At 65.8% G+C, this 21,233-nt stretch carries 23 protein-coding genes; 7 read left to right on the top strand and 16 right to left on the bottom strand.

All coding sequences use genetic code 11. The features are described 5' to 3' along the window. The 12 genes from ACN9M2_RS18885 to ACN9M2_RS18830 form a co-directional block, all read right to left on the bottom strand. Window positions 1-1,482 (bottom strand): sugar ABC transporter ATP-binding protein, encoded by a 1,482-nt coding sequence (locus ACN9M2_RS18885; RefSeq protein WP_426286144.1) that lies wholly within the window; start codon window positions 1,480-1,482, stop codon window positions 1-3. Beyond that, a complete protein-coding gene (gene rbsD, locus ACN9M2_RS18880) occupies window positions 1,482-1,880 on the bottom strand; it encodes a D-ribose pyranase (protein WP_426286143.1) in 399 nt (132 codons plus the stop codon). The genes ACN9M2_RS18885 and rbsD overlap by 1 nt, the downstream gene beginning before the upstream one ends. Further along, window positions 1,877-2,773, bottom strand: a complete 897-nt coding sequence (gene rbsK, locus ACN9M2_RS18875; protein WP_426286142.1) for a ribokinase — start codon at window positions 2,771-2,773, stop codon at window positions 1,877-1,879. Before rbsK ends, rbsD begins: the two co-directional genes overlap by 4 nt. Before the next feature lie 115 nt (window positions 2,774-2,888). Next, window positions 2,889-3,242, bottom strand: a complete 354-nt coding sequence (locus ACN9M2_RS18870; protein WP_426286141.1) for a gamma-butyrobetaine hydroxylase-like domain-containing protein — start codon at window positions 3,240-3,242, stop codon at window positions 2,889-2,891. Between the two features lie 171 nt (window positions 3,243-3,413). Beyond that, window positions 3,414-4,031, bottom strand: a complete 618-nt coding sequence (locus tag ACN9M2_RS18865; protein WP_371024389.1) for a hypothetical protein — start codon at window positions 4,029-4,031, stop codon at window positions 3,414-3,416. Window positions 4,032-4,070: 39 nt separating this feature from the next. Next, a complete protein-coding gene (hslU, locus tag ACN9M2_RS18860) occupies window positions 4,071-5,408 on the bottom strand; it encodes an ATP-dependent protease ATPase subunit HslU (protein WP_426286140.1) in 1,338 nt (445 codons plus the stop codon). Between the two features lie 4 nt (window positions 5,409-5,412). Then, the gene (gene hslV / locus ACN9M2_RS18855; protein WP_426286139.1) at window positions 5,413-5,946 is read right to left on the bottom strand and encodes an ATP-dependent protease subunit HslV; all 534 of its coding nucleotides are present in this window, start codon (window positions 5,944-5,946) and stop codon (window positions 5,413-5,415) included. Between the two features lie 90 nt (window positions 5,947-6,036). After that, a complete protein-coding gene (locus ACN9M2_RS18850; protein ID WP_426286138.1) occupies window positions 6,037-6,948 on the bottom strand; it encodes a tyrosine recombinase XerC in 912 nt (303 codons plus the stop codon). Next, entirely contained in the window at window positions 6,945-7,631 is a 687-nt protein-coding gene (locus ACN9M2_RS18845) for a DUF484 family protein (protein WP_426286137.1), read from the bottom strand. The genes ACN9M2_RS18850 and ACN9M2_RS18845 overlap by 4 nt, the downstream gene beginning before the upstream one ends. 58 nt (window positions 7,632-7,689) lie before the next feature. After that, on the bottom strand, window positions 7,690-8,517 hold the full coding sequence (gene dapF / locus ACN9M2_RS18840; RefSeq protein ID WP_426286136.1) for a diaminopimelate epimerase: 828 nt from the start codon (window positions 8,515-8,517) through the stop codon (window positions 7,690-7,692). 6 nt (window positions 8,518-8,523) lie between these two features. Continuing rightward, complete coding sequence (gene lptM / locus ACN9M2_RS18835; RefSeq protein WP_426286135.1) at window positions 8,524-8,739, bottom strand: LPS translocon maturation chaperone LptM; 216 nt, start codon at window positions 8,737-8,739, stop codon at window positions 8,524-8,526. A gap of 44 nt (window positions 8,740-8,783) precedes the next feature. Further along, window positions 8,784-9,254: a GNAT family N-acetyltransferase gene (locus ACN9M2_RS18830; RefSeq protein ID WP_426286134.1), complete on the bottom strand. Its 471-nt coding sequence runs from the start codon at window positions 9,252-9,254 to the stop codon at window positions 8,784-8,786. 237 nt (window positions 9,255-9,491) lie between these two features. Between ACN9M2_RS18830 and ACN9M2_RS18825 the strand changes: the two genes are divergently transcribed. After that, window positions 9,492-10,976, top strand: coding sequence for a RimK family protein (locus ACN9M2_RS18825; protein WP_426286133.1), 1,485 nt, complete (start codon window positions 9,492-9,494; stop codon window positions 10,974-10,976). A gap of 9 nt (window positions 10,977-10,985) precedes the next feature. Here ACN9M2_RS18825 and ACN9M2_RS18820 read toward each other — a convergent pair whose 3' ends face one another. After that, the gene (locus ACN9M2_RS18820; RefSeq protein ID WP_306848609.1) at window positions 10,986-11,204 is read right to left on the bottom strand and encodes a hypothetical protein; all 219 of its coding nucleotides are present in this window, start codon (window positions 11,202-11,204) and stop codon (window positions 10,986-10,988) included. Window positions 11,205-11,339: 135 nt separating this feature from the next. Between ACN9M2_RS18820 and aroE the strand changes: the two genes are divergently transcribed. Beyond that, window positions 11,340-12,170, top strand: coding sequence for a shikimate dehydrogenase (gene aroE, locus ACN9M2_RS18815; RefSeq protein WP_426286132.1), 831 nt, complete (start codon window positions 11,340-11,342; stop codon window positions 12,168-12,170). A 25-nt stretch (window positions 12,171-12,195) separates the two neighbouring features. Here aroE and ACN9M2_RS18810 read toward each other — a convergent pair whose 3' ends face one another. Next, window positions 12,196-12,504 (bottom strand): hypothetical protein, encoded by a 309-nt coding sequence (locus tag ACN9M2_RS18810; RefSeq protein ID WP_426286131.1) that lies wholly within the window; start codon window positions 12,502-12,504, stop codon window positions 12,196-12,198. Between the two features lie 260 nt (window positions 12,505-12,764). On the opposite strand from ACN9M2_RS18810, the gene ACN9M2_RS18805 reads away from it, so the two are divergent. Continuing rightward, window positions 12,765-15,059 (top strand): TonB-dependent receptor, encoded by a 2,295-nt coding sequence (locus tag ACN9M2_RS18805; RefSeq protein WP_426286130.1) that lies wholly within the window; start codon window positions 12,765-12,767, stop codon window positions 15,057-15,059. A gap of 4 nt (window positions 15,060-15,063) precedes the next feature. Here ACN9M2_RS18805 and ACN9M2_RS18800 read toward each other — a convergent pair whose 3' ends face one another. Both ACN9M2_RS18800 and ACN9M2_RS18795 read right to left on the bottom strand, forming a co-directional pair. Continuing rightward, window positions 15,064-15,522, bottom strand: coding sequence for a DUF4126 family protein (locus ACN9M2_RS18800; protein WP_426286129.1), 459 nt, complete (start codon window positions 15,520-15,522; stop codon window positions 15,064-15,066). A gap of 172 nt (window positions 15,523-15,694) precedes the next feature. Further along, window positions 15,695-18,829, bottom strand: a complete 3,135-nt coding sequence (locus tag ACN9M2_RS18795) for a protease pro-enzyme activation domain-containing protein (RefSeq protein WP_426286128.1) — start codon at window positions 18,827-18,829, stop codon at window positions 15,695-15,697. Between the two features lie 447 nt (window positions 18,830-19,276). Between ACN9M2_RS18795 and ACN9M2_RS18790 the strand changes: the two genes are divergently transcribed. The 4 genes from ACN9M2_RS18790 to ACN9M2_RS18775 all read left to right on the top strand — a co-directional run bounded on the left by ACN9M2_RS18790 (window position 19,277) and on the right by ACN9M2_RS18775 (window position 21,142). Then, a complete protein-coding gene (locus tag ACN9M2_RS18790; RefSeq protein ID WP_426286127.1) occupies window positions 19,277-19,810 on the top strand; it encodes an energy transducer TonB in 534 nt (177 codons plus the stop codon). Window positions 19,811-19,899: 89 nt separating this feature from the next. Beyond that, complete coding sequence (locus tag ACN9M2_RS18785) at window positions 19,900-20,190, top strand: hypothetical protein (protein WP_426286126.1); 291 nt, start codon at window positions 19,900-19,902, stop codon at window positions 20,188-20,190. A gap of 108 nt (window positions 20,191-20,298) precedes the next feature. Continuing rightward, window positions 20,299-20,595: a hypothetical protein gene (locus tag ACN9M2_RS18780; RefSeq protein WP_426286125.1), complete on the top strand. Its 297-nt coding sequence runs from the start codon at window positions 20,299-20,301 to the stop codon at window positions 20,593-20,595. Window positions 20,596-20,608: 13 nt separating this feature from the next. Beyond that, complete coding sequence (locus ACN9M2_RS18775) at window positions 20,609-21,142, top strand: gamma carbonic anhydrase family protein (protein ID WP_426286124.1); 534 nt, start codon at window positions 20,609-20,611, stop codon at window positions 21,140-21,142. The last annotated feature ends 91 nt before the right edge of the window (window positions 21,143-21,233 follow it).

Below are 21,233 nucleotides of genomic sequence, written 5' to 3'. Positions count from 1 at the left end.
TCACTTGCCTCCGGTCGCGGCGGTCATCACGGATTCCTGGGTGGCGCCGTGGGCGTCGAGCAGGGCCGTCGCACGGCCCTCGTGCATGACCAGGATGCGGTCGCTCATCGCGAGCACCTCCGGCAGTTCCGAGGAAATCATGAGGATGGCCACGCCCTGCTCCGCGAGTTGATTGATGATGTGATAGATCTCGGCCTTGCCGCCGACGTCGACGCCGCGAGTGGGCTCGTCGAGGATGAGCACGCGAGGCTTCAACGCCAGCCACTTGGCCAGAACGACTTTCTGCTGGTTGCCGCCGGACAGGGCGCGAACATCGAGTTCCATGTCGCGCGTGCGGATCTTCAAGGCGTCGATCAGGCCGCGCGTCTGTTTCTTCTCGCCCGGGCGGTCGACCAGGCCCGCATGCGCAGGGACACGCGGAAGGCTGACGTTCTCGCGCAGGCTCATGCCGAGCACCAGCCCCTGTGCCTTTCGATCCTCGGTGACGAAACCGAAGCCGGAATGGATCGCTTCGTTGGGCGACTTCGGCGTCACCACCTTGCCATCGAGCGTGACCGTGCCTTCGCTGAGCTTGTCGAGGCCGAACAGGAGGCGCGCGAGTTCGGTGCGGCCCGCGCCTAGCAGGCCGGCCACGCCGAGCACTTCGCCCGAATGCAGGTCGAAGCTCACGTCCTTCACCATGCCACCGGTCACGTGTTCGACCTTCAGGCGCACCTCGCGGATGTTCGGCGTGCGCGACGGGAAGCGCGCGTCGAGCGTGCGCCCGACCATCATCTTCACCACCTCGTCGAAGGCCAGGCCGGGGACCGGGCGCGTGCCGACGAAGTGACCGTCGCGCAGCACCGAGATGCGATCGCACAGGGCGAAGATCTCTTCCATGCGGTGCGACACGTACACGATGCCCGTGCCCTGCGCGCGCAGGTCGCGGATGAGCTTGAACAGCGTGTTGGTCTCGTGTTCGGTCAGCGCCGCGGTGGGTTCGTCCATGATCAGCACGCGCGCGTTCTGGCCGAGCGCGCGGGCGATCTCGACCATCTGTTGCTGCCCGACGGACAAGCGTTCGATCAAGGTGCCGGGATCGAGACGCTCCATGCCCACGCGTGCCAGCCACTCCATCGCGCGCTTGGTCATCGCGCGATGGTCGAGCAGGCCGAAGCGCTGGATCTCGCGGCCCAGGAAGAGGTTGTCCGCGATGCTGAGCGCGGGGATCAGGTTGAGTTCCTGATGGATGATGGCGATGCCGTATTTCTCGGCATCCGCGGGCGTGGTGATCGACGCCGGCTTGCCGTCGACCTCGATGCTGCCGGAGTCCGGCGCGTAGATCCCGGTGAGGATCTTCATCAAGGTGGACTTGCCCGCGCCGTTCTCGCCCATCAGCGCATGCACTTCGCCCGGCAGCAATTCGAAGGCCACGCCTTCGAGCACCTTCACCGGACCGAAGGCCTTGTGGATGTCTTGCATCCTGACCAGGGGCGCGCTCATCAGAACGTGACGCCGGCGTGCAGGATCACATTCGCATAGGGCGAGGTCTCGCCGGTGCGAACCACGGCCACCGCATGCGCGGTCAACCGCTTGAGCTCGTCGTGCGACACCTCGTCGATCGCGAGGCCGTCGACGGCGAGGCGACGCGAGAGCGCGACGAGCGCGGGATTCCTTTCATGGATCTCGCGCGCCACGGTGACGCTTTCAACGGCGAGTTCCGCGTATATCGCATCGAATACCGCGGCGAAGGATGGGGTGCCCGGTAGCACCGCGAGGTCGATACAGGGCACGCCGGGGGGAACCGGCAGTCCGACGTCGGCGATCACCAGCGTGTCGGTATGACCCATTGCGGCAATGAGTCGGTTGAGTTCGGCGTGCAGCAGGCCGCTACGTCTCATCGATGTGCCTCCAGGAACGCCGCGAGTTCATCGGCGCGTGGCATGCCGTCCTGCGCGCCCAGGCGGGAAACGGCGATCGCCGCGGCGGCGCATGCCTTGCGCACCGCCATGTCGAGGCCTTCGGCCAGGTGCACTGCCAAAGCGGCGTTGAAGGTGTCGCCGGCGCCCGTGCTATCCACGGCGTCGACCTTGAAGCCCGGCTGGTGCCGCGGCTCGTCGTCCCTGTCACGGAACCACGCGCCGTCCTCGCCTCGGGTCAACACGACCGGGCAGGGCGCGCGGCGCATGAGCTCGCGGAAATCGGATTCGCCTTCCGCGCCGAGCACCGTGGCGAGCTCGTGCTGGTTCGGCGTGAGGAAGCGCACATGCGACAACCATTCGACCGGAAGACGCTGGGCGGGAGCGGGATTGAGAATGACCGGAGCGCCTTCTTCCCGTGCGATGCGCAAGGTGGCCTCGACCGCGTCCAGCGGAATTTCGAGCTGGACCAGCACCGCGTCGGCGCCGCGAATGAGTCCGCGCGCCGCCTCGACCTGCGCCGGGGTGACGCGCCCGTTGGCGGCGGGTACGACGACGATGTTGTTCTCGCCGCCGGCGACGGTGATCGACGCCGTGCCGCTGCCGATGCCATCGATGCGGGCGACGTGGCGGACATCGATGCCTTCGGCGACCAGGCCGTCGTAGAGTTGCTTGCCGAAGGCATCGTCGCCGACGCAGCCGACCATCGCCACCGAGGCACCGAGCCGCGCCGCGGCTACCGCCTGGTTCGCACCCTTGCCACCGGGGATCGTAAGGAACCGGTCGCCGGTGAGTGTCTCGCCCGGGCCTGGAAAGCGCGGCGCGAGGGTGACCAGGTCCATGTTGATGCTGCCGACGACGACGATTCGCGTCATGCTGGTTTGCTCCGGAGTAGGGATCGCGGAACGTCCGGTGTTCGCTGGTGGATGCGGGATGGCGCGCAAATATACGCCTTGCACGCGCATGTTGCTTTCATGCGCATGCTTTCCCTTACCGGGACAGGCCCTTGGCGTCGAGTTCGGCGAGGTAGGCAGGCCATGCCGTGTCGTAGGCCCGGCCGAGGTCGTAGAGCGTGTCCCAGCCGAAGATGCCCGTGGCGTGGCCGTCGTCGAAACGGATCAACACGCCGTAGTGGCCGGTGGGTTCGAGCGCGGTGATGCCCACGTTGCGCTTGCCGGATACCAGGATCTTCTGGCCGGGCCCATGGCCCTGCACCTCGGCACTGGGCGAGTTCACCCGCAGGTATTCACAGGGAAGACGGAAGCGTTCGCCGTTATCGAAAGCCACCTCGAGGATGCGCGAGGCCGAGTGCAGGACGATGTCGAGGGGGCGCGGGTGGGGCATGGGCCGATGGCCTTGGATGGAACAAAGGAGCCGAGCTTAAAGCTTCTTGCGGGAGAACCGGCTTTGGCGTGGGAGCCGACTTGTCGGCGATGCCTGCCTACGAAGGACAACCGACATGGTCGCGAGCACCCAATCGCCGCTGAAGCGGCTCCCACGCTTTCATCCACACTTTCAGGGCGCGCGGCCGAAACCGTCGCCCGTGCCCTGTTCCAGCGGCGGCGGGTCGCCGGCAACCGCCAGGAGGGCGGTCGCGTAGGCGTCTTCCATGCTCACCGTGGAGACTTCGTCCCAGGAGAAGAACGAGGGCTCGCGCAGCCACTCCGCGTCAGGGGTGATCTCCTGCATGTTGAAGCCTTCGTCTTCCACGCTGACCACGCGGCCGATGTAGCAGACTTCGGATTCGTCCTCGCTGTCGACGTGCACGCCGATGACCGGCGCATGCGCCGCCGCGGCCTGTACGACCTGGGCGATGTCGTCGAGGGGGAAGTCCGCCGGCGGTGTCGGGCGGATGCCCTTCATCGCGAGCGCCTTCTCGAGAAAGCCGGCGTGCTTGTCCGGCGCCTCGAATTCGGAGATGTCGCGGTGCCGCATGATGTACATGCCGTCATAGCTGACGCCGTCGCCGACGACCCAGAGCAGGAAGAACTCGCGGCCGACACCACCCACGTATCCGCAGAAGCTGCCGTGTTCGAGTTCGTCGCGCCATAGACGTACCAGCTGCTGGTTGTCCTGCGCTTCGCGCAGGTTCGCTCGCTGGCCGTTGGTTTTGAGATGAATAACCTTGCCCATATACGTCAATAGTTTAGCAGAGGGGGAAGCCCCCGATGTTCAGAGGATGTAACGGCTCAAATCCTCGTCCTGGACCAGGGAAGCCAGGTTTTTATCGACATAATCGGCGTCGATCACGTATTTTTCGCCGGACTTATCCGCCGCTTCGAAGGAGATCTTCTCCAGCAGGCGCTCCATGACCGTGTGCAGGCGGCGGGCCCCGATGTTTTCGGTCCGTTCGTTGACCTGGAAGGCCACGTCGGCCAAGCGGTCGATGCCCGTCTCGGTGAAGTCGAGGGTCACGCCCTCGGTATTGAGCAGTGCAACATATTGCTTGGTCAGGGCGTTGTTCGGCTCGCGCAGGATGCGCTTGAAGTCGTCGATCGAGAGCGCGCTCAGTTCCACCCGAATGGGCAGGCGGCCCTGCAATTCCGGGATCAGGTCCGACGGCTTGGCCAGCGAGAACGCACCGGAGGCAATGAACAGGATGTGGTCGGTCTTGATCGAGCCATACTTGGTCGAGACGGTGGAGCCCTCGACCAGCGGCAGCAGGTCGCGCTGCACGCCTTCGCGGCTGACACCGGCGCCGCCCCACTCCGAACGCTGGGCGACCTTGTCGATCTCGTCGATGAAGACGATGCCGTTCTGCTCGGCGCTGTCCACCGCGCGGCTGCGCAGTTCATCGTCGTTGAGCAGCTTGCCGGCCTCTTCCTCGACCAGGAGCGGACGTGCCTGGCGGATGCTCATCTTGCGCTTCTGCGACTTCTGCCCGCCGAGGTTCTGGAACATCTTGCCCAGCTGCTGGCTCATTTCCTCCATGCCCGGCGGCGTCATGATTTCCACGCCGACATTCATGGCGAAATCCAGCTCGATCTCGCGGTCATCGAGCGCGCCCTCGCGCAACTGCTTGCGCAGTTTCTGACGCGTATCGCTGTCGATCGCCGTAACGTTGCTGCCGGTGTCGTCCCAACCGGTGGCTTGCCGCCGCGGCAGCAGGACGTCGAGCAGGCGATCTTCGGCCGCATCCTCGGCCTGGCTACGTACGCGGGTCTTCGCGTGATCGCGCACCAGCTTGTACGAGATATCCGCCAGATCACGGATGATCGACTCCACATCCTTGCCGACATACCCCACTTCGGTGAACTTCGTCGCCTCGACCTTCACGAAGGGCGCGTTGGCGAGGGTGGCGAGGCGACGGGCGATTTCGGTCTTGCCGACGCCGGTCGGGCCGATCATGAGGATGTTCTTCGGCGTGACCTCGTCGCGCATGCCCGGTTCGAGCTGCATGCGTCGCCAGCGGTTACGCAAGGCGATGGCCACGGCGCGCTTGGCGTCGTGCTGGCCGACGATATAGCGGTCCAGTTCGTTGACGATCTCGCGGGGAGTCAGTTCGGACATCGGATCAGAGCTCTTCGATCGAATAGTTATGATTGGTATAGATGCAGATATCACCGGCGATCTTGAGCGCTTTTTCCACGATCATGCGCGCATCCAGCTCGGTATTCTCCATCAGGGCCAACGCGGCGGACTGGGCGTAGGGTCCACCCGAGCCGATGGCGATAAGCCCGTGCTCCGGCTCCAGCACGTCGCCATTGCCGGAGATCAGCAGCGATGCCTCCTTGTCGGCGACCGCCAGCATGGCTTCGAGGCGGCCCAGGCGGCGATCGGTGCGCCACTCCTTGGCCATCTCCACCGCCGAGCGGGTGAGGTTGCCGCCGTGCTTGACCAGCTTCTCCTCGAACAATTCGAACAAGGTGAAAGCGTCGGCCGTGGCGCCTGCGAACCCGGCCAGGACATCGCCCTTGCCGAGGCGGCGCACCTTGCGCGCGTTGGCCTTCATGACGGTATTGCCGAGGGTGACCTGTCCGTCACTGCCGATGACGACCTTGCCGTCGCGGCGGACGCAGACGATGGTCGTGGCATGCATCGGTTCCATAGTGCGTTCCTTGGGGGAGACGCCTGAGGTGGGGGCCGGCCGGGGGTGTCGCAAGTACGGGCGGGCCGGGGGCACCGGCCACGGGGACCTTCAGCCCTTCCGCTTCGCCCGTGGATGAGCCGCGTCGTACACCTTCGCCAGGTGCTGGAAATCCAGGTGGGTATAGATCTGGGTGGTGGCGATGTCGGCGTGGCCGAGCAATTCCTGGACCGAGCGAAGGTCGCCGGAGGATTCCAGCATGTGGCTGGCGAAGGTGTGCCGCAGCATGTGCGGATGCACGCGCTTGGCCTGGCCGCTGGACAGCTTGGCCAGGCGAAGTTGAATGGCGCGGGAGCCGATGGGCGCCCCGCCGCGACCCTTGAACACCGGCTGCTCCGGACCGGCTCCGCCGAGGGCGGCCAGGGCCCTCAGCGCGGCGACCGCGTATCTCCCCACCGGGAGGATACGTGTCTTGTTGCCCTTGCCGAGCACGCGCACCTGGCCGTCGTCGAGGTCGAGGTCGCCCCAGTGCAGGCCGCACAACTCCGACAGACGGAGGCCGCTGGAATAGAACAGTTCCAACATCGCCGTGTCGCGCGGCGCCAGGGTTCCGCCGAGGTTGGTTTCGACCAGTTCCTTCGCCTCGTCCGCATCGAGCACCTGGGGCAGCTTGCGGCGCACCTTCGGCCCGCGCACGCCGGCGGCCGGATCGTGGTCGAGCCTGCCTTCCCGGCTGAGGTAGCGGAACAGGCTGCGGCAGGCGGAGAGCAGTCGCTGGATGCTGTTCGGCTCCAGGCCCTTCGTCTCGCGTCCGTCCTTGCCGCGCAGGGGTCGATGCAAGCGCGCGATCATCGAGCGCATGCGGTCCGGCCCGAGGTGGTCGAAGCTGGCAAGGCCTTCGGCATCCATGAACTCGAGCAACTTGCCCAGGTCGCGCCGGTATGCCGACAGGGTATGCGCCGAGGGTGCGCGCTCGGCGGCGAAATGGCGCAGGAAGGCCTCGACGGCCTCGTGCGGGTTCACGCCGCCTTCCGGGCCCGTTCGATGGCCGAGCCGACGGTGGTCGAGATCATGTCGAGGAACAGCGTGCCCATGCCGGGGTGGAACCGGTCGGGATCGGCGCTGCCGATGGCGAGCAAGGCATCCTTGCCGATCCGCATGAGCGCGGCGGAACGGACGTCGGGTGCGGTATCGCCGAACAGGCGGTGCAGCTTGTCGGGCGCCAGGCGGCCGGCGACGGGATCGCCGTGTTCCAGGAACGAGGCGAACTCGGGTAGCCCCGAGGCACCGTGTGGCTCGCGTAGCAGCCAGGGCTCATCGGGAAGCCCCGCGAGGTCGCCGAAGAAGACCAGGCGCACCCGCTCGGACTGGAAATCCTCGGTCAGCCGGCGCACCACGTGCCTCACGGTGTCCTCGACGTCGCTGGCACCCAGCAGCGCGAGCATCAGGCTGTGCACGCGACGCATCAGCTTTTCGTTGTCGGCGGCGACCGCCGTCAACTCCTTGAGCCGTGTTTCCAGCTCGCCGTTCTTCTCGCGCAAGCCGCGCAACTGGTGCACGGCGAGCGAAGCGGCGGGACCGTTCGCGCTGGGCAACACCAGTTCGTTGGCGAGTTCGGGATAGCCGACGAGGAAGTCCGGATGCCGTCGCAGGTAGGACGCCACGGTGGCTGGCTTGATATCGCCGTCGATCGCGGTGTCGGTCATGTCGTTTCTTCCTCGAAGTGCTGCATGTGTCGCAGTGTGCCCCGTTCGCGCGCGAACGTCACACCTCGCCTTCGAAGACGAAGGCGGCGGGGCCGGTCATCCACAAGGTGTGGCCCGGGCCGTGCCACTCGATGGTCAGCGTGCCGCCGGGCAGTTCCACGCCGACGATGGGCGCGGCAAGGCCCAGGGATTGCGCCACGGCGGCGGCGGCGCAGGCTCCCGTGCCGCAGGCGCGGGTCCAGCCGCTGCCGCGTTCGTGCACGCGCAGGCGGATACGGTCCGGGCCCAGGCGCTGGGCGAAACCCACGTTCGCACCTTGCGGGAAGGCCGGATGGCTGGTGAGCAGCGGCCCGAGCGTGTCCACGCGCGGGTCGTTCACATCGTCCACGAACACCACGGCGTGCGGATTGCCCATGGAGACCGCGCCGAAGCTCACGTCTTCGCCATCGATCACCAGTGTATGGATGGCATGGGCGGGCCGGTCGAGCGGAATGGCGGATGGGGTGAAGTCCGGCTCGCCCATGTCGACCACCACCCTGCCCTCGTCGATCACGCGTACCGTGACCGGACCGGAGGGACTCTCCAGGCGAACGTCCGCGTCGCGCTCGATGGCGCCGTCGCGGTACAGCCACGCGGCCACGCAGCGGACGCCGTTGCCGCACTGCCCGGAAGGCGTGCCGTCGGCGTTCCAGATGCCGTAGTAATAGGCGCAGGAAGGATCGCGTGCGGGCTCGATGCTGATCAGCTGGTCGAAACCGATGCCCGTGTGCCGGTCGGCCAACGTGGCCACGCGCGCCGCGTTGGGCGTGCGTGGCGCATCTTCACGCCAGTCGACGATCACGAAGTCGTTGCCGATTCCATGCATCTTGGTGAAACGGGACGGCATCGCGGATTACTGGTGGATGACTGGATTGAACGGCGCGCGCGTGCTGCTGGCCGGCGGCGGAGCGAGCGACGTCGAGCTGGCGGCCGGGTGCGCGCCCGTCTGCGGCTTGGCGGTGGCCGAAGCGGCGGGCGGCGGTGGCATGAACAACGGCCCCTTCTGGCCGCAGCCCGACAGTGCGGCGACGGTGGAGGCGAGGGCAAGCGGCAAGATGAGTCGGCGCATGGGCGATTCCCCGGAAACGGAGGCCAGTATAGCCTCGGGTCCGCTCAAAGCAGCTTTTCGAAGCGGAAGGCGTCCGCGCCGTCGGCGTAGTACTTCGCGTATTCACCGATCCGCACATAGCCCAGCCGTTCGTAGAGACGGATGGCCACGGCGTTGTCCTTGCGCACTTCCAGGCGAAGCGACCGGCAACCGTGTCCGCGCGCCGCGTTTTCCGACGCGTGAATCAATGCGGAGCCCACGCCCTTGCCCTGGGCCTGCGGCGTGGTCGCGATGGAATACAGCCGTGCGACGGTCGTGCCCTTGCGGAAGAACACCACGGCCGTGCCGAGGAAGCGGCGATGGTTGGCGCTGGCGACGAGCACCAACGCGCTTTCGCTGTCGAGGTGCTTGCGATACTGGGCACGACTCAGGCGGTCCTGAGCGAAGCTCGATTCCTCGAGTGCGACCAGGTCGTCGAGATCGCTCACTTCGGCGCGACGGACGCGTACCGAGGCGGTGACCGGGGGTGGCTGCATGCGCTTTGGGGACTCCGGCGCGGGTGAAGGACGGCTCGCGGGCCGAGCGGGACGAAGCAAGCGCGGCACTGTAGACCTCGGGTCGGTACGGATCAATGACTTTTTCATGAATCCGTCCGGTCGTTCGTCGACGGTCCCGCTTGTGTGTCGCACCATCGCAGGCACACACTGCGGCACCGGCGAACGATCGGCCCCGGGCGGGGTCGAGTGAACGGAGTTGCCGTCTGTCGAGGTCTCATGAGCCGGCTCGTCATCGTCGTGGAGAAAGCCTCGGACTGGGGCTCGTATTACCCGTCCGCCGATGTCGTCACCGCCATGGATTACCTCCGTCAGCCGGTGGGTGGCGACGACGAGCGCACCCAGGTCATCAACCTGTGCCGCAACTACAAGTACCTGGGCACCGGCTATTACGTGTCGCTGCTGGCCGAGGCACGCGGGCACAAGGTGATTCCTTCCGTGCGCACCGTGAACGACCTGCGCCGCCGCTCGCTTTACGGCCTGGATATCGACGACCTCAACCAGAAGCTGGCCAAGTTCCTGCCGGCGGGCGGGCGTGACACCACCGACTTCGGCGTACTCGTCTACTTCGGCGAGACTTCCTACGGCGACCTGCAGGATCTTGCGAGGCAGGTGTTCGACATGTTCCCTTGCCCGCTGATGCGCATCGAGTTCGAGCGTGACCGGGTCTGGCAGGTCTCCGCGATCAAGGCGGTGGGCCTGCATACGCTGGACGACGCCCAGGAGGATTCCTTCGCCCTGGCACTGGAGAAGTTCTCGCGCAAGCTCTGGCGAAAGCCGCGCGTGCGTCGCCGCTTCCGTTACGACATCGCCATGCTGGTCGATCCGAACGAACAGATGCCGCCGTCGAACAAGAAGGCGTTGAAGCAGTTCGTCGAGGCCGGCAAGCACCTGGGCATGGAAGTCGATCCGATCGGCAAGAACGATTACCAACGGCTCGCCGAATACGACGGCCTCTTCATCCGCGAAACCACCGCCAGCGACAACCATACCTACCGCTTCGCCCATCGCGCGGAGAAGGAAGGCATGGTGGTGATGGACGATCCCACGTCGATCCTTCGCTGCACCAACAAGATCTTCCTGAACGACATGATGGTCTCGCGCAAGCTGGCCACGCCGATCACGGAGATCCTCTATCGCGACGACCCCAAGCGCCTGCGCGACCTGCACGAACGCCTGGGCCTGCCCATCGTGCTTAAGATCCCCGACGGCTCGTTCTCGCGCGGCGTGGTGAAGGTGGAAACCCGCGAGGCACTGGAGAAGGCCGCCGGCGAACTGTTCTCGCATAGCGCGCTGCTGATCGCGCAGGAATACCTCTACACGGAGTTCGACTGGCGCATCGGCGTGCTCAACCACGAGCCCTTGTACGCATGCCAGTACTTCATGTCGCGCGGCCACTGGCAGATCTACAACCACGGCGCCAAGGGCACGGCGAAATCCGGTGGCTTTCGCACCGTGCCCGTGCGGGACGCGCCCGCCGAGGTCGTGAAGCTGGCGCTCAAGGCCACGCAGACCATCGGCGACGGCCTCTACGGCGTGGACCTCAAGCAGGTCGGCGAGCGTCCGGTGGTGATCGAGGTCAACGACAATCCGTCGATCGACGCGGGTGTCGAGGACGCGTACCTCGGCGAGGACCTCTACCTGCGGATCATGCAGGAGTTCCTGCGCCGTCTCGAACTCAAGCGCCTGGGCATCCAGGCCTGATCCAGGGCATCAGCGGCGAAACAGAGCCATCAGCAGGGCCATCGGCAGGCTCGGCTTCATCGCCACCAGAACGCTCGCCGGGGCCAGCAGCAACCAGAAGGCGGGGGTCCAGCCCAGCGTTTCGCTATGCCCCGACAGCGGGGTCAGCAGGAGCAAGAGGGCGCCAGCGGCCAGCCAGCCCAGGGCGATGAGGGCGCGCAGGCGGCGCGGCGAGAGCGTGTCGTGCATGGCTTACTCCAGGCGTTGGACTGTCGATGGAGCGAGCCTGGGCCGCCGCCGTCTCAGGGATCGCGACCGGGGGACGACACGTTGTTAGAATCCTTCCGCCGGGCAGGGTGTTCCGGCGCTGTGCCAGGAGAATCCATGAGCGCTGAAGCGCACCGTTACGCCGTGTTCGGTCACCCGATCGCGCATTCGCTGTCCCCGGAGATCCACAAGGCCTTTGCCGCGCAACTCGGTATCCGCCTGAGCTACGAGACCATCGACGCCGCCCCTGGCGATTTCGACGCCGCCGTGCGCCGTTTCTTCGCCGATGGCGGGTTAGGCGCCAACGTGACCCTTCCCCACAAGGAAGCGGCCTTCGGCCTGGCCAGCGAGCACAGCGAGGCGGCCGCGCGCGTCGGTGCCGCCAACACCCTCACGGCCCTCGTGGGCGGCAAGCTGCATGCCCACAACACGGACGGTAGCGGCTTCGTCCGTGACATCACCGAGCGCCACTCGCTCGACCTGCGTGGCCACGATGCCCTCCTGCTGGGCGCCGGTGGCGCGGCCAAGGCCGTGGCCTGGGCCTTGCTCGACGCCGGCGTGCAGACCCTGACCATCGTCAATCGCACGCCGGAGCGCGCCGATCAGCTGGCCGACGCGATCGGCGATCCCGCGCGCTGCCATACGCGTTATTGGGGCGGCCTGGATGGCGAATGCTTCGACCTCGTCGTCAACGCCACCTCGATCGGCGTCACCGGCGGCTCGTTCGACCTGCCGATGTCGATCCTGCAGGACCATTCCACCTGCTACGACCTTTGCTACGGTGTCGCGGCGGCCAGCTTCAAGAGCTGGGCCATTGCCGCGGGCGCCCGTTACTTCCGCGACGGCCTGGGCATGCTCGTGGAGCAGGCGGCCGATGCCTTCGAGCGCTGGCACGGCACGCGTCCCGACACCGATCCGGTCTACAACGCGTTGCGGCAGCGCTTCTGAGTCCAGCGAGTCCCGCTACGCACGCTCAAGGCGCATCCGCGCTCGTCACACTGACCGGGCAGTGATACGTGGCGCGGTAGTCGTAGCGCTGTTTCGTACCGGCGCCATCCGCCATGGCGACCGGCGTCGCCAAGACCAATTGAATGGTGTCCACCGTCGGTGCGCTGCATTTCTGCCGTGCCATGGCGACACAGGGTTGTTCGCTCAGCGCGTCTTCCGTGCAGGACACCGCGATGGGTGCCACCGGCGGCGCGACGGCGACCGGCGCGGTCGTGGAAGCGCAGCCCGCGAGCAGCGCCAGCGCGGGCCCAAGGAAGCGGATTCGGTAACGCATCGGATCCTCCATGCAGGTGGAGCCTGCGCCGGCCGGATGACCGGCTTGTTTCAGCGCGTCAGCTGGCGCGCCCCAACGAAACGATTACGGAGCCGCGACTGTACCCACCGGAAGGATGGACGTCCAAATGTTTCAGTCGTAACGGTTGCCAATTCGGTCACGCTTCGGGGGGCAGTCAAACATCCGTCATACCGGAGTAAGCAGGGTTACATGCGCGGGCCACAATCTCGCGGGCTCTTGCCTCCGATGGATCGTCCCCGATGACGCGTGTTCGCATTTCCTTTCGTCGTACCGCCCTTGCCGCCGCGCTCGCCCTGTCGCTGCACGCCGGGCTCGCACATGCCACCGCGGGTGACGACGAAAAGGCCGCCGCGACGGACGCCCGTGACAATCCGAAACAACTGGACGCCATTTCGGTGATCGCACCGGGCGAAACGCGACAGATCCAGAGCATCGGCGTCGAGGAGATCGTGCGCCAGCAGACCCCCGGCAGCAGCGCCCTGAAGGCGCTGGACAAGCTGCCCGGCGTGCAATTTCAATCGGCCGACCCGTGGGGCGCCTACGAGTGGTCCACCCAGATCACCCTGCATGGCTTCGACCAGTCCCGCCTGGGTTTCACCCTCGACGGCATCCCGCTCGGCACGATGGGCTACGGCGTGACCGATGGCCTCCAGGTCACCCGCGCCATCACGTCGGAAAATCTCGCCACGGTCGAGCTGGCGCAAGGCGCCGGCGCGTTGGGTACGGCCTCCAACACCAATCTCGGCGGCACCGTGCAGTTCTTCTCGGCCGATCCGGACGCCAAGCCGGGCGTGCGCTTCAACCAGGTCATGGGTTCCGACTCGACCAGCCGCACCTATGTGCGCGCGGACAGCGGCGATCACGGCGGCTTCTCCATGTACGTGTCGTTCGCGCATGCCGACACGGACAAATGGAAGGGTTTCGGCGACCAGAATTCCAACCAGGCCAACCTCAAGGCCGTGTACCAGTGGGGCGACGGCAACCGCATAAGCCTGTTCGCGGACGGCAGCAAGCGCAAGGAATACGACTACATGGACCTGTCCCTGACCAGCCAGCGCGCGCTGGGCTGGGACTGGGATTACCTGCAGCCGGACTGGAATACCGCCGTCGGCATCGCCAACGCGCTGAACGGCAAGGGCCAATACCCCGCGCTGCTCAACGCGCTGCCGGCCGATTACGGCAAGGGTGACGCGACGTATTACGCCGGCGGCGGCATTCGCCGCGATGGCCTGGCGGGCCTGTCGGGTTCGTTCAACCTCGGCGGTGCCACCCTCGACGCCACGGGCTATTACCACGCCGATCGCGGCGAAGGCCAGTGGGCCACGCCCTACCAGGCTTCGTCGCCCACCGTGCCGCTTTCCATGCGCACCACCGACTACGGCCTGGACCGCTACGGCCTCACCTCCGCCCTGAAGTTCAGCCTGGCCAACCACGACATCGAGCTGGGCGTGTGGGGCGAGAACGCCAATACGAACCAGGAACGCAACTTCTTCACGCTGGACGGCCAGTACACCGCCCTCTATACCTTCTACAACGACCAGCAGCCGTTCCTTCGCGCGTTCCTGCAGCACTACGAAACCAAGACCCGCATGGCTTACGCGGAAGACACCGTCCACTTGCTCGACGACCGGCTCACCGTGAACTTCGGCGCGAAGTCGCTGCGCGTGACCACGGACGCCACGTCCCTCGTGCCGACGACCTCGTTTGCCCAGGGTGAGATGAAAGCGAGCAAGGGCTTCCTGCCGCAGGCGGGCGTCGACTATCGCCTGGACGAGAACCAGGACATCTACGGTTCCTATGCGAAGAACCTGTCCGCCTTCGGCATCACGCCCTTCAGCACCTCGCAAACGGCGTTCGATGCGGCGAAGAGCCGCCTGAAGCCCGAGGAATCGCAGACCTGGCAGGTCGGCTACCGCGCGCACGGCGAAACCTTCGAGGCGTCGCTCGGCCTGTTCTACACGCGCTTCGAAAATCGCCTGCTGGTGACCACGCCCTGCCCGGCCGTCGTCACCTGCGCGTCCTCGTTGAACAACGTGGGCGACGTGAAGAGCCGCGGTGCTGACCTCGCCTTCATCTGGAAGCCGGTGCGCGGATTCACCTGGCTCAACTCGTTGTCCTACAACAAGTCGCAGTACCAGGACGACTACCAGAACGCCGGCACGGTACCCACCGCCGACAAGTACGTCGTCGGCGTGCCGAAGACGATGTTCTCCACCTCGCTGAGCTACGAGATGGCCGGTTGGCGGGCCAACCTGGAAGGCAAGTACACCGGCCGCCGCTACATCACCTATACCAACGACTCATCGGTGCCTTCCTACTGGGTGGCGGACGCGGGCATCGCGTACGACTTCGGCGCCGTCTCGGCGTTCAAGGGCCTCAGCGTCGGCTTGAACGTCACCAACCTGTTCGACAAGCACTATTTCGCCTCGACCGGCACCAATGGCTACGTGGCCTCCGACCCGCAGGGCTACAACCAGACCCTGATGGCCGGGGCACCACGCCAGTACTTTGTGAACCTCAACGCCCAGTTCTGACCGGTCAGACGAGGAAGACCACGACGAGGGCCAGCGCGATTGTCACGATGTCCTCGATGATCGCGCCGGGGAGATCCTTATGGAATTTGGCGGCCATCCACGCGCGGGCCGCCGAACCGCCGTAGGTACCAAGTACCGCACCGATGATGCCTGCGATCAGGCCACCGACGAGGCTCTCGTCGGTGGCACCGATACAAGCGCCGCTCAGCGCGCCCGTGATGACCCGGGTGCCGAACTGCAAGGGAATCTTGCGGCTGGGGGTGGTGGGCAGCTTGTCGGCCACCAGCTCCCCAAGGGCGGCGATGCCGAATATCCATGGTGTCCAGGCATAGCCCATGAACGCGAGCGGTGTGCCGGTCAGATGCAGGTCGCCGAAGCGGGCAGCGAAGGCAACGGCCGCAGGGGCGAGCATGGCGCGATAGCCGGCGACGATACCGATGAGCAAGGCGAGAAACAGGATCATGGCGCATTCCTTTCCCGGATGGTGGCTGCATTAGGCGGGATGCGAATCCCCGATGCAATCGTTCTTCCGGTGTAGGAGCCACATGCCGTGCATTTGGTGGTAGCGGAATCCGGAGTGGGTCCAGGCTGCTGAAAGAGCGGGCCGGTCGTTGCGACCGGCCCGCTTCAGATCCTTACAGTGCAGGGCTCACGCGCCTCCCACCCTGGAAGCGGTTGGCCAGGACGCTAGCCTGTGTGCCGAGGACAAGGGGCGTGCCCCAGGCGTCAGCCACCTTGAACGAGGTGAAGCCCGAACCGGTGCCCTGCCAATCGAGCACGCGGTTATTGGCGTTGCGCCAGAGCAGGTCCGCGATGCCATCGCCGTCGAAATCGGCGATGCTCGCCAGCGTGTATCCTGCCGGGATCGCGCGGTTGCGCTGGGCGATCACGCGGAACCCGTCGAGCGTCCACCAGCTGAGCTGCGCGTTCGCGGTGTCGGTCCAGACCAGGTCGGTCGTTCCGTTGCCGTCGATGTCGCCCACGCCATAGAGCGTGGCACCCGCCGGACGAGCGGGCAGCGCATGGGTGACAAAGGCGCCCTGCTGGTTGTCGATCCACAGCGTGACCCCCGTGTTGTCGGCACTGGTCCATACGAAATCCGTGTAGCCGTCGCCATTGGCATCGGCGATGGTCGGCGTCGCGCCGGGCACGCCCGGGATAGGCCGGGACGTACCCGTGACGATGATGTCGTTCTGCGTGACCGGATCGAGATCCAGCGCCCACCAGATGATCTGAGAGGTGGCCGTGTCGAACCAGATGAGCTTCTGCCGGCCGCTGGCATCATGGACGCCGACGCCGAGCAGCTTATAGGTAGCGGGCACGGAGTGGCTGACCACGAACGTGAAGTACCCGCCGGTACCGGTCGACACCCAGATGTTCAGCCGGCGATCACTGCCTTGCAGCACCAGTTCGCCTGATTTCAGTGACAGCGCGTTCAACCCCGGGATGAGGTCGCCCGCGGTGACGACCGTGAGGCTGGGATCGATCGCCTGCGTGTAGTCGTACAGGCTGACCGCGCCCTTCATCGCCACCGAGTGCAGCATGCCTTCGGAAGGATCGACATAGGCGAAGTCGCTGTAGCCGTCGTTGGTGAACAAGTTGTTGAGCGAGAGGAAGTCCGACGACGCTGCGTATCCGCGCTTGGCCGGTGCGCTCCAGTTGACCACGGCATCGACCAGGTTGGACGCGTTGATCGTCCCCAGGCCCGTCGCCATGCTGTAGCCGACATTGGTCTTCCACGCCGGAACGAGTGAGTTAGTGGTGGGATCGCCACCCTCGACGATACCGACGATGTTGTTGAGCTTCTTGCCGGTATCGCAGTTGAGCGAGCCCGTGCCGCACGGCTGGACGATGTCGCCCTCGGTGACGTTGTTGAACACGCAATCGGAGCTGATGGTCACGCCATTGCTCGCATTGCACGCCGTGAGCGTCTTCGTATTGGGTGAACCGACCGTACCGAACTGACGCGCGGCCACGCCGTAGAACGCCGGCAATACGTTACCGCTGCGGTCGCCGCTGGCCTGATTGATCAGCGTCTGCACACCCGCCATCGCCGGCGCGGCGAACGAGGTGCCACCTGCCGAGTTGGCGAACACGCTGTCCGGATTGTTGAAGTCGCACGCCGTGCCGCCGTTCGTCTCGTCGGACATGCAGAACACCAGGGCATGACCGAAGATGCCGTTGGCGGAGAACAACGACACGTCGGGCAGCATGCGCGCGGTGTGGTTGGTCGAACCGCTGATACCGATCTGCGCCAGGGGCTGGGTGAACTGGCCGCTGGGACCGCCGCCACCGCCGCCGACCTGGAGGAAGTCCTGTCCGCGGCCGACATCGTCGTTACACGCCGTGATGCCGTCGTTGTAGCCGAGCAGGGTGTACAGGTGGCTGCTCGCGCAGCTGTTGTTCCAGGTCATTTCCGGGATATAGCTGATCGCGGACTGGTAATACGGCAGATTGGAGTCCGTCCAGTACGTCGACAGCTGGCCACGATCGTTGAAGTCCGTGCCACCCACGGCCACGGCGGAAGGCGAGGACGCCAGTCCATTCACTGCCGCACCCGACGTGGACCAGAACAACGCTCCCTGGTCGCATTGCGTCGAGCCGCCGTCACCGGACGATACAAACACCGTCACGCCCTCGGCGGCCGCCGAGGACCAAAGGACATCGGCGACGAACGCATCGCTCGGATCCTGCGATTCGCAGGCGCCGTAGCTCAGGCTCCACACCGGAGGCGGCAGGCCGCCGTCGGGACCGCCATCGAGCAGGCGTGCCGCCGCCTGGAACGGACCGAACGTGGAACCGCTGTCCGCGCAGGACGCCAGCACGATGTCGGCGTCCGGTGCCGCGGCGCCAGCCCACTCGGCGTCGAGCGCGGCCTCGCCCTCATCGCCGTTCAGGCCGGGATCGGTACAAGCCTCGCCACCAGAAAGCGGATGGAGGATGCTGAAACTGCCCTTGGCGTCGGCAGGAAGGAAGGCGTTGCGGAACCGCGCGACATCGTCAGGCACGACGTTCGTGCGCTCCAGGACGACGACGGTCTGGCCTGTACCACGCACCGTGTCGCGCCGCTCCCACAACGGCTTCACGTTGTAGACCTGGTTGAAATCGGCCGGCACCATGTCATACGTGGTATTCGGATCGATCGTGCCCGGCGGAACGGTGAATGACGGCTTCGCCGCGTTCGCCGTGCTCCACTTGCCGCGTTTGCGATCGAACGTGCTGCGGGCCACCGCGGTGTGCTGCGGTTTCGGGAAGAAGTTATGCAACGACACGCCCTTTATCACCGGGGCCAGCGAAGCGGGCACCTTCGTCGCGGAGCTGTTGGCGAAGTGCCGCTCACCATCGACGGTGTAGCGATGCAGCTGCGTACCGAAGGCTTTCGACACGGCGGCGGCCGGTCCGGAGAACGTGACGCGCATGCGGTCGCGCGAGATGTTGGAAACCGTCAGGCCCTGGGAATGCAGCCATTGCTCGACGGTCTTCACGTCTTGCAGCGAGGGCCCGAAACGCTCGCCGAGTTCCGTGGCGGTCAGCCAATGATGGAAGTCCGGTGACGCAGGATTGTTAAGGCTCGACAGATAGGAGCGGAAAGCCTTCTCGCGGTCGTCGTCCCGCTTCAGTACCAGTGTGATGTCACCGACCGGCTCTCCCGCCGACATCGCGCCGGCATCGTAGCGTGCGATCGTCTGGTTCGGGGCCGTGCCCGGCAGGGCGAAGGTCGAGGTGTTCTCGACGGTTTTCGTGATACGTACGGTGGCTTGCGGTTGCAACGATCGGGTCGCTTGCTGCAGATCCGTTGCGGCCGAAGGTAACGACAGGGCACAGCCCGTCGTCAGGCTCGCGAGCGCGAGCCAGGTGTGATACCTGCGTAACATCGTGTTGACTCCCTTAGCGTGAGTGATGTTTCCCCACCGAACTCCCCTGCTGAAGGCTTTCCCCCTAAACGCCGCAAACCAGGGCGATCAGTCCGGTCAACGTAAACCCGCAATGGCGATGGTGAACATGACAAGGTTCACATTTGGCCGTCCAAACGACCCGATATCCGAAGCGACATGGAGGGCGTCATGCCATGCGTCCGCGTATGGCTGCGAGCTTCACGGAAGTTCTTGCGGATCGACCGCCATGGATTTGCAACAATCGGGCGGGAAGATGTGACGCCCGCTGGGGTCGGCCACAGGGGGTCGGCCTGGTTGCGGGTCGTTCTCCCGGATTTCCCCATGTCCAAGTTCAACCTGGCCGCGCTTCCCCGCCGCGTGGTCATCCTGGCCGGCGCCGTTGTCGTGGCCCTCGCCGGGGCCGCGGCGTTCGCGACGCTGCGCATGCACCGTGTCGACGCGGGAATGGCGGCCGATGGCTCATCCTCGGCGCAGACCGAATCCGGCGACGCCGGTGCGTCGGGCGTCGATATCCTGCTCGGCCTCGCTCGTCAGGCCACGCGCGAGGGCCGGCTGGTGGCGCCACAAGGCAATAACGCCTACGAGTATTACCTCAGCGTCATCCAGCTGGACCCGCAGAACGCGACGGCGCTGGATGCCTTGCGCGAGACCCTGCCGTTCGCCTCACAGGAAATCGAGCGGCAGATCAACAGGCGCCAACTGGAGGAAGCGCGCCGCGAGATCGCGCTGCTGCGCGACTTCGATCCGACGAACTACACCCTGATCATTCTCGGTGCGAAGCTCGACGCGCAGCAGCAGGTCGTTACCGCGGAAGATGAGGCGAAGGCCGACGCGATGCGTCGGCGTAATGGCTAGTCGAATTCATTCACCGGAGGGGGAATCCCGGCGATAGTCGTCGGCGCGCCGGCATTGGCGCGCCCCTTTCACAGGCAAGGAGCCTGATCATGAAAAAACCCCTTCGTTCCCTCGTGCTCGCCCTGTTGGTGACCGCCCCCATCGCTGTGAGCGCCCAGGGCCCCCAAGGTATCCCGCTGCACTGCAGCATCACGCGTACGCAAACGTTCGAAAGGTTTATTGCGACCAAGCCGACGCCGGAGCAGTTCCGCGCGGCCTATGGCTGCATTCAGCTGCAGCTGCCCAACAGCTTCTCCACCCACGAGCGGCGGGTGGACAACAGCCGATACTTCGCCCTACTCGACGAGCAGGGCCGCATCGTGGGTGGCCGCTTCGGCTAAGCCCCGGCAGCGACGGGCGCCGGGCAGGGCGTCCATTCAGGACCCGGTTCATGTTTCGTGGCGGACCGTGCGGCGATAATCGCAGCTCCACCCGGCAAGGAGCCCCGCATGAATCGCCTCGTTCCCATCTTTTTCCTGCTCGTTCTCGGCGGTGCCGCCCTCAGCGCGTGCCAGACCGCACCGGCCGCCCAGCCCCGGCCCGTCGCCGGCTTCGTCACCGACATGAAGGCCTTCGATGCCTTCATCGCGACGAAACCGACGCCAGAGCAATTCCGCGCGGCCTATCCAGACGTCCTCCTGGTTACCCCCGACATGATGTCCACCCGGGAAATGCGTCAGAACAACAGCCGCTACTTCCCGAAACTCGACGCCGATGGGCGCATCGTGGGCGGGTCGTTCATGTAAGTACAATGGCCTCATGTACAACCCCATCCGGCCCTTCAAGGGCATCCTTCCGCGCCTTGGCGCCCGCGTCTACGTCGATGCCGCCGCCACGGTGATCGGCGATGTCGAACTGGCCGACGACGTGTCGATCTGGCCGGGCGCCGTCGCACGTGGCGATGTGCATCACATCCGCATCGGCGCCCGCAGCAACCTCCAGGATGGCGCCATCATCCACGTGACTCACGACGGGCCCTACAGCCCCGGTGGATTTCCGACGATCATCGGCGCCGATGTCACCATTGGCCATGGCGCGGTCATCCACGCCTGCACCATCGAGGACGGCTGCCTGATCGGCATGCATGCCACCGTGCTGGACGGCGCGGTGGTGAAGAAGAACGGGTTCGTGGGTGCCGGCGCGCTGATCCCCCCGGGCAAGGTGGTGGGCGAACGCGAGCTGTGGCTGGGAAATCCGGCAAGAATGGTGCGCGTGCTCAGCGATTCGCAGGTCGAGCAGTTGTACTACTCGGCGGCCAACTACGTCCGTCTCAAGGACGATTACCTCGCTTGAGCCGGTAGCCGGCCCGCCCCAGGGCCGCCGCGTCGCGATGCCGCTTGATTTGGGCCGGCCACGGCACCACGCTGGGTGCCTGAAAGGAGAC

Origin of the sequence: Luteibacter sp. E-22 (genome assembly GCF_049913125.1) — a bacterium.
Classification (GTDB): domain Bacteria; phylum Pseudomonadota; class Gammaproteobacteria; order Xanthomonadales; family Rhodanobacteraceae; genus Luteibacter.
This window is presented reverse-complemented; position numbering and strand designations above follow the sequence as displayed.